An 8,501-nucleotide genomic window follows, 5' to 3' on the forward strand; every position below is an offset into this window, starting at 1 on the left:
GACTGGGTCGCCGATCAAGCCCTTCTTGTGAAGCCGATCCGTCGTTGCCCAGTCGAAGCCCTTCCAGGCACAACGCTCGTTATGCAGCGTCAGCCATAACAGCGCCAAAACGGCATCGTCGATCTTGTCCTCATCGATCTCCATGAACCGACGTTACCACGCGCGGCACCCAAAATCCCGCGGCCCCGCTCGGATGGATACACTTCCGGCGATGCTCCTCGAACTTCGCGATCCAAGGTCGCACCTCCATAACGGACACCGGTCGCCGGATCTCAGAACGATCCAAAACATGATCTTTCAGGGCGAGGACCGGGACGCCAAACTTGGACGCAGGACCGATCCGGCGTCCGAAAACTAGTTTTATCCAGAGCCTCACTGCCGCCGTTGGACCCCCTTCGTGATGCTCCTCGGACTTGTCGATCCAGATCGCCAGCCGTCTGGTGCCGACACCAGTCGCCGGATCTCAGGACGGTCGCCACAAGATTATTTTTAAGGGCTGGCGGGGAGGCTGATAGGAACGTCTGGAGGCTCTGGAGATGATGCTAAACAACATGCACCAGAAGGTGGACGGCAAGAAGGCAGAAGACCAAGAAGGATTGAGGTCGAGAGGCCACTGAACCTAGTCTCCTATTTGCAGACGACCATGACGCCGAGCTTCTTTGCGCGCTCAGCGATGTCTTCCGGCTTCAGCGGATTTGAGTTGGAGGAAGCGGTTGCGTACTGCACTCCCTTGCTGTCGAGAAAATTCGCAGCCACATTGGCCTTGATTGCGAAATTGATGTTCTGTGGCAAAGTGTTGGCTACTTCTATCATCCGCTTGGCGCTTAACATTGAAACGACGACACCAATCACGTTCCCACTAGCGTCCAGTAGTGGGCCACCACTATTGCCGCTCTGAACTGGAGCTTGGATTTGCAAGTGGCGGGTATCATCCCTTAGCCCTGCCAGCGCCGTCACACTCCCTTGGGTGAAGTTGCCCGAGCTAGAAAGCACGTTTGAGAGGGGATAGCCGAACACGGCCACGGACTCGCCTAACCGAGCATTGGACCGCAAGTCGGCGATGGCACCAGGAATGACGTTCGCCTGTAGCAACGCGAGATCATTAGTTGGATCGGAACCGATGATACGTGCGATGGTCGGCTCAATCTGGTCGGAGCCAACGGCTACAGTCGAGCACTTCTCGATCACGTGATGATTCGTAATAATGTGACCAGCATTAGTAACGAAGAATCCAGAGCCAGAAGTCAGGCCACCCTCATCATTCTTGGTCTCGGGCTTTGGCGTCGTGACAGGAACTTGAGGTTGCTGGACAGGCGGGTTGGCCGCTTCCTGTACGATCTTAGGCGGTGTGACGAAGGGAGCGCCATTCGCCACCGCCCACAGGGAGGCTGAGATCAAAGTGACGATGCGCTCGCCGTAGATTTGGGCTCCCGCGTCGTTCCAGCCGAACACGAAACCGAGCAGGCCGTTACCATCCCGATGGTACCGCATATAGCGGGTCAGACCATCCTTGTAGACGGATACGACGAAGAAGTCTTTCCTCAGAACTTCGTACTGCACAACTGAGCCGTCTGCTATGGCCTGTTGCAGCAAGTAGTCATGGACTTCTTTTAGGCCGACATTCTCCAGATACTTGAAGCCCAGGAACACACGTTTTTGAGGATCAGTGTACTCTACCCCGTCCTTCACGCGCTTTTGCACAAGTCCCAATCCGAGCGGAGCCCAGATCGAGACGCGACGGGTCGGATGTGTGATCTCACCCATGCCCCAGGTGCGCAGGATCGGCTCAGCAGCCTGAATCAACATGTCAAGCTGCTGTTCGTTCAGTATGCCGGTGCGAGGCATTCCATGATCGCTCTGGAACTGGGACATGGCCTCAAACAGGCGCATGCTGAAATCCTGGTTCGGGACCGCAGGCCAATAACCAGCCGCAGTCAGATAGACTTGAAGACGAACCCGCTGATATGCATCCAGGCTGGACCACTCGCTTGCTGCCGCGCGATAAATTGGACTGTTCTTCGTCTGGGCAGCAACGGGGAAGGCAAGAAGGGTCGCGGCAATAGCTGTAGCGATCAAGCATTTTGGAGTGCGGTCCTTGATTAAGGATTGAAGCGCTCTCCGAGAGCACTCCGAAAAGGTGTTCGAACTCATACCGGTAACCATGACAATTCTCGCGCCGCGACAGATCAGAAGCTTTTAACTTTGGTAGGGTCCATCCGCAGACGACCATCTCCAACTGGCACAGGGTCGTTGACAACACGACTTGGGGCTGGGGAAACAAGAGAAGTAGGTGCATCGGAAGCAGGGGGAGACATCATCTTCGCCCGAGGACCAAAGGTATTGAGACACCACTCATGAATCGTCGCCGGATAGGTTGTCCGGCACCAGTTCTGCCAGTCGGAGAAACTCGCACCAGCCGCAGGCGGGGACATGGATGATGAGGCGAACGGAGAGGGAGCCGACGAACTTGGCAGTGTTGCCGGGATTGGGGTGGAGGATGGCACCGACGAAGTTGTTGTCGTCAAACTTGCTGATTGCGTTGAGCCGCCGTTAAACCAGATACAGCGTTTGGCCGCATCACCATGATCAATTGCGAGCGTCCCGGAGGGAGGACTCATCTTTCCATCTTCCGCAAGATCGACAGTCACCATGCCGCCGCCGCTGCTCTGCAATTGCACATAATAGCAGTACTCGTTGAAGGGTGCTGTGTCCTCGTTGCTCTTGAACTTCCAACCCGTCGTGACCTTACCCGCACCATAGTTCACGGTTTTGAAGATGGTGAAATTGGTTACGATGTTTGCATCGTTCCCGGTCCCCGCGCTTGAACCATGAAACTGGGTCGGAGAGGGCGCAGCGGGGTCGGATCGGCTCGCTATGGTACCCTCAGCCCGCACAGTACCGCCTTCTACGCGCACGGTCCCGCCCGGCTCTACGGCGACAGTAGCATCGGGATTGAGTCCAACAGTTTGGCCGTTGGCAATCTTGACCTCGCCATTCGTCTCAACCGTGACTTTCTCTAGGACAGTCCTGAGCGTGTCGGCCAGATGCTCTGCTGTGTTGGTGACATCAGCCACCCGAGAGTAGCCCCAGAGCGCTGCTCCAGTCCCAATCCCCAAGAGCGCCAGGAAGAGTCCTGCGCCACCCATCCACCAGAGAACGGCCTTGCCGTTCGTCAGGCGGGTTTCGGCTCGAACCCGAGAGTGGATGGTTTCCGCCGCATAGGCCCTCTGCTCGGGAGTGCCTTCGAAAACGTAGGTTGCACCTTCTGACATCCTGGTCCCTCTTACGCGACTTTGAGGTTCGGAGCAGTCGGTTGTGTCGCCTCTGGCGTCTTCTTCACCCCATCGACCACGGTGTCGATAGTCTTATCCACGACGGCGTTATGGAAAGTGTCGAGCACATACCGGCCACCCTCGACCGGAATGACCGTCTGGGTCGCGCCAGCCGCCGTAGTTGTCTTATTCTTCTTCGGCTTGATCTTGGTCACCGATGCCATTGCCAGGAACGTCGAGGCCAACGAGACACAGATCGCGGGCACGAAGACGAAGATACGCAGGAAGCCCGAGAGTTCGCCCTCTGAGACCTGAGCCGGGTCCTTGCCGAAGAACATGCCGGTGAAGGCATGAAGCTGCGAATGCAGGACGGCGTTGTCGTATGCCTTCTTCGCCGAAACGACATTTGCCTCCACTTCTTCTGCCGTCCCGAGGGTTTGAAGGGACTTGTTGGCATCATCGACCCGCTCCCTAGCGGCAGTCACGTTGCCTTCCTGGTCTGCCATGGTGTTCCGGATTGTCTTCGAGGCGGCGGATTCGGGGCATGGCCGGGTGCCTCGCTGCTGCCTACCGTTCCTGTCACGATAGGTGTAGGAGCACATGGTAGGTTTCGCTGCTTCTCGGAGCGCTTCAACCTGTTTGACAGATGTCTCTGAGGCCGTCTTAAGCGCCGCTGTGGCCTGATCCAACTGCTCCTTGCGCGTTGCATACTCGGCCTGGAAGGCATTCCGGCGAGCGGTTGCTTCCTTCAGGGCATGGTGTGTTTCGGTTACTTGGATTAGACGCGGGCGAAACATAATCTCACCCAATTGGGACATGGACTTGATGGTCACGCCCGCTGCTGCGATCACGCCGATGAAGGCTAGAACCTTGATGAAGACTGAGGGCTGGGTACGGAAGGCGACTGCTAGTGGTACGCGGGACATTTCGATGACCGCATAGCTGATCGGGGCCAGCATCATCATGTGCATGGCCATGTCATTGCCCGACCCATACATCTTAGCGAAGAGCCATGCGCCGTACAGAGAGGTCAGGATAACGATGGATTCACCGGCGAACGCAATCCCGAGATACTTCAGATTTATGGTGTACCCCCGAGCCTCGTCTACTATATGGCGGACAGCAGCAACTTCATCGTGAGGGAGCAGATCGCCAGTCGTTTTACTCATAGTGCCCCATTTCTTATTGCGGGATACTATGACTCATCCTGGCATCTATGTCATAGGCTTCAGAGGACTGTTCTCTAACTCTTTCGTGGTTAATGGTGTAAGAATCTGTGTCCTGTTGCAATCAAGTAACACATTGTGCAAGCCGAATGCTTGATAACCTTCGAAGGCGAAGCCTCATGAAGATCGACATCGACTTGATCGAGAGGCTGATCAAGGCCGTTTATGCCGAAGCTGCTCGGCCCTGCTTTAACTGGGGTGAGGTCATCAGCCGCTCAGAACGGGACCGTGAGTGATGCCGAGCGAGCTTTGTTGTAAAATCGATTTCATCGAAAGCGAACGCTTTTAGGAACGGTCCTGAGACCACGAAGCGTAGGTTACGATGAGCATCTGGTAATCTTCAGGAATTAGGCTCTTGCCTGTACCGTCCTCAAAGATAGACGAGTACTCCGCAACCCGTGGATCGTCTGGTCCGTCAAAGTAGACTGCGAAAATTCCGGGATCGCCCTCCAACCAACCTTTCGGCGCGGCCAGTTCGTAACGCAGCCCCCTCGACTCGAACCAATCCAAGTGTCGCTGTCGTGATGGGTTTGGCAGCCCCCTTCTTGTCGGCGGCTGGTCAAACCTAACGAAGAGCATGTCCCGGTTTTCCTGAATCATGATCTCGTCAATGGTCTTCACGATCTTTGCCACCCCGGCTCTCCCGTATCTATCGAGGTCACATGATTACGTGAAGGTGGTGTACTATCAACGTCTCACGCACTGTTGATGCTGCGCATGCGCCTGAGCGCCCGCTCAAGCAAGCTGTTGCTGTGTTCGACGAGATTTAGCGTCTACGTGCCCCGTACTGCCAGCGGCACGCGCTGCTGACCTCTTCGCTACCCTGCTTTGTGATGTGGGATTGAGACGCCGACGCATTTCCTTGCCGGTCTTGAAGAACGGAACGACCTTCTCGGATATGGAAACCGCCTTGCCTGTACGTGGATTGCGTCCCGTGCGAGCGTCCCGCCTCTTCACCGCAAACGAGCCGAATCCGCGAATCTCGACCCTGCCACCCTGTGCAAGGGCATCAGCAATGGTGTCGAGGATCGCATTCACGACTATCTCAATGTCACGCTGATACAGGTGAGGGTTCTGCTCGGCGAGCTTCTGGACCAGTTCGGATTTGATCATGGATGGCGTATGTCTCTGTTATGAAGATGGTTTTTGAGGAAGCTGCCAGAGCGTCATGTAATCGTCAAGCAACCGAACCCAGTCTCTACCCATACTTGGCTCAGACAATTCCATTGCCCGAGCCCTTGATCGCTAGAAAGGCATGGGACCGGCTCGCCGCACCCGAACCGTCACATCGCCCCTAGACATATTTCTTGGAAGTAGCGTTGACCAAGAACTTGACTTTGCCAGCAATCGCTCGCGCCCAGCAACTTGCGCTCGATCTCAACCGGCATGGATGCGCTACCTTGCAGACTGAAGGGCGGGTTCTGCGGCTATCGGCAGTGCGGCCAGAATGATCTTGCCCGGTCCAAGATCATCCTCACTCTCGAACGAGAGAAGGTCAGCCAGTCGGGTGCGAGCACGGTTGACGCGGCTTTTGACGGTCCCAAGGACACAGCCGCAAATCTCTGCGGCCTCTTCATACGAGAAACCCTCAACAGTGACCAGAAGCAAGGCTTCCCGTTGATCGGCTGACAACGTCATCAGCGCCCGTTGGAAGTCTTCCAGAGCAAGACGCGCCTCCTGGTCCGGAATCGAGAAAAGCCGACCGGCATAGGAGCCATCCGCATCCTCGACCTCCCTGACGCTCTTGCGATAATCAGAATAGAAGATGTTGCGGAGGATCGTGCAGAGCCACGCATTGAGGTTAGTGCCAGCTTCGAAGCGGTCCATCTTCGACCACGCTCTCACGAGCGTGTCCTGAACCAGATCATCTGCATGATCCCTGTTGCCGCACAGGGACATAGCAAAGGCACGAAGGCTCGGAAGGGCGGCGCGAAGCTCGTCAACGGTGATGGAAGGAGTCGTCATCTTGGCGCTTCCGATTGGCCTCACGATGGAACCCGCCGAGGCACGTTCCATCGATCACGTGATGCAACAAGGTGCCGCTTCAAGACACTTGGCGCACGATGTTCTCGATCTGCGGCGATGCTGGCTTGTACAGCATGTCCTCATAGCAGGATTGCAGCTTCGCTCCCATGCGCGTGATACCAATGGTGGTTGCGGCTGGCGTGGTGATGGAGCGAATGTTCGGCTGGCGTGATGTAGTCATGAGGTCTCCTCCGGTGCTGCTCTGATGGCTGAGTGGCGTTACATTCTTGCGGTCGCGAGCGCGCCAGTCTGGCGTCGCGGCATGGTTTGCTCGGAGTGGGTTGCCTGAACCGCCTTCTCGGCCTCTACCAAGACCTCAAGCGGTAACCACGGCTTCGGCATGAAACGCACCTGACTCAGCGCCTTGTCGAGATCGTCCGCAGGCGGTGCGTCGGATGTCAGGACGGTCCTGATCCAGGGCCATTTGAGCCTGACCAATCGGGCAAGGTCCAGGCCGTCCATGAGACAAGGAAGCTTCACCTCAGAAAAGATGAACACCACCTCTCCTGCATGGTGGTGCAGATAGTGCAGCGCTTCTTCGCCACTGGACACCTCAACGACGTGAAGGTCGGTCTCTTCCAGAAGGGTTGCAGCCAGACTTTTGGTCTCAGTGTCGTCCTCAACGATCAATGCTACTTGGTGGTGCTCAGTCTTCTGACCCATGATGTGGCGCTCCCTTGCCCCGAGGAGGTTCATCTTGCGAGTTGTGCTGCCGTATCAGTTGAAGAAGCCGGTCGGGTATGGGCTGACTGAGGAGTTGGCAGTGATTGGCTCGGACGAGATGGTCGATGGTTGGGTTGAGATGACAAAGCACCCTTCCGGCGCTGATGCGCCATAGCTCCTGCCTGTCACGCGAGAAATCCGCACCCCAGCCGTTTCGGCCTACGCGACTAACACATGTGAGTTCACGCAACCGTAAGTGGCGACTGATGTTCCAGCTTGACTGTAAAAAACGGGGTACACCTTTAGTATTGTCGCCGCGCCGAGAAACGCTTCACTGATGATTGTTTGCCCCGCTTAATCACGCAGATGTGATCAAAAGTACAGCATAGGACTTTTAGCTGAGCACGATATGTCGGGATTCAGACAGACAGAGTTCCTGCTGCTTGTTTACTTTTGATTAACTCGGAAGACTAAACAGGGGGCACGGATGACTGCGCAGACGCTCACACTCGTTCACAACATCTCGCCTGACACCGTCACGCCGTCTCGCAGTCTTGGGCCAGCCATCCCAACCGCCCTGATCTGTGACAGCTTCCTTCTCCGCTCGGGGCTTGAGAACATCCTGAGGGAGACGCCGTTTGCCATCGCCGAAGCAGCATCGGTCACAGGTCCGAAGCGGCTCTACCATTGTGCCGTCAACACGGCCTTGATGATCATTGACGCCACCCAGAACACCGGTCGCGTCCTTGAGGTCGTCAGGCAAGTGAGGGAGCGGTCACCAGAGACCCGGATTGTGGCTCTGGCGGATCAGTTTGATCTCAGTTTCGTGCGGACGGCCCATGAGGCTGGCGTGACCGGCTTCTGCCTGACCGCCAGTGGCCCTGAGGTTCTGATCAAATCCTTGGAACTCGTCACACTTGGCGAGAGCATTCTGCCGTTCGAGGTTCTGCGACCTTTCATGGACGGGGCTTCCCAGAACCAAAGCCAGCCGCTTCAGAACAACACGGCAGAGCCGAAGCTGTCTGAACTGAAGGCGAGCAAGCTCTCACCACGAGAGGCCGAAATCCTGGGTTGCTTGCGGGAAGGTGCACCCAACAAGATCATCGCCCGCAAGCTCGATGTGACCGAGGCGACGGTGAAGGTCCACGTCAAAGCGATCCTGCGCAAGATCGGTGCGGCAAACCGCACCTGTAGCGCGACGCGCGAATGTGTGAGTAAGGCGACGGCCAGATTTACGAGATGTCGCCTCCGGTTGAAGTCGACCTACCGTGTCACGGGACGACACGGAGGAGCGCATGAGCCGGCTCGATCAGGA

The 8,501-nt window shown here is 56.6% G+C and carries 9 protein-coding genes and 1 pseudogene; 1 reads left to right on the plus strand and 9 read right to left on the minus strand.

The features are described 5' to 3' along the window. The 9 genes and pseudogenes from FS320_RS48660 to FS320_RS33095 all read right to left on the minus strand — a co-directional run. Window positions 1-144: DUF6429 family protein (locus FS320_RS48660; RefSeq protein ID WP_244626992.1), on the minus strand; the 144-nt coding region annotated here is incomplete at its 3' end. Window positions 145-627: 483 nt separating this feature from the next. Then, window positions 628-2,076 carry a serine protease gene (locus tag FS320_RS33065; protein WP_162003405.1) on the minus strand — a complete coding sequence of 483 codons (1,449 nt, stop codon included), beginning with the start codon at window positions 2,074-2,076 and terminating at the stop codon, window positions 628-630. Between the two features lie 110 nt (window positions 2,077-2,186). Continuing rightward, a complete protein-coding gene (locus FS320_RS33070; RefSeq protein WP_152716658.1) occupies window positions 2,187-3,272 on the minus strand; it encodes a hypothetical protein in 1,086 nt (361 codons plus the stop codon). A gap of 11 nt (window positions 3,273-3,283) precedes the next feature. After that, the gene (locus FS320_RS33075; protein ID WP_152716659.1) at window positions 3,284-4,441 is read right to left on the minus strand and encodes a hypothetical protein; all 1,158 of its coding nucleotides are present in this window, start codon (window positions 4,439-4,441) and stop codon (window positions 3,284-3,286) included. Between the two features lie 342 nt (window positions 4,442-4,783). Further along, entirely contained in the window at window positions 4,784-5,131 is a 348-nt protein-coding gene (locus FS320_RS33080; protein ID WP_152716660.1) for a hypothetical protein, read from the minus strand. 207 nt (window positions 5,132-5,338) lie between these two features. Beyond that, window positions 5,339-5,611 (minus strand): annotated as a pseudogene (locus tag FS320_RS33085) (integration host factor subunit beta); the annotation flags it as partial. A gap of 282 nt (window positions 5,612-5,893) precedes the next feature. Next, the gene (locus FS320_RS33090) at window positions 5,894-6,463 is read right to left on the minus strand and encodes a sigma-70 family RNA polymerase sigma factor (RefSeq protein WP_244627548.1); all 570 of its coding nucleotides are present in this window, start codon (window positions 6,461-6,463) and stop codon (window positions 5,894-5,896) included. A gap of 79 nt (window positions 6,464-6,542) precedes the next feature. After that, window positions 6,543-6,704: a hypothetical protein gene (locus FS320_RS45430; protein ID WP_153885359.1), complete on the minus strand. Its 162-nt coding sequence runs from the start codon at window positions 6,702-6,704 to the stop codon at window positions 6,543-6,545. 38 nt (window positions 6,705-6,742) lie between these two features. After that, the gene (locus tag FS320_RS33095) at window positions 6,743-7,186 is read right to left on the minus strand and encodes a response regulator (protein WP_152716663.1); all 444 of its coding nucleotides are present in this window, start codon (window positions 7,184-7,186) and stop codon (window positions 6,743-6,745) included. Between the two features lie 487 nt (window positions 7,187-7,673). Here FS320_RS33095 and FS320_RS33100 point away from each other — a divergent pair. Then, a partial coding sequence (locus tag FS320_RS33100; RefSeq protein ID WP_152716664.1) for a LuxR C-terminal-related transcriptional regulator occupies window positions 7,674-8,501 on the plus strand: 828 nt, incomplete at its 3' end.

The organism is Microvirga tunisiensis (assembly GCF_009296175.1).
GTDB lineage: Bacteria > Pseudomonadota > Alphaproteobacteria > Rhizobiales > Beijerinckiaceae > Microvirga > Microvirga tunisiensis.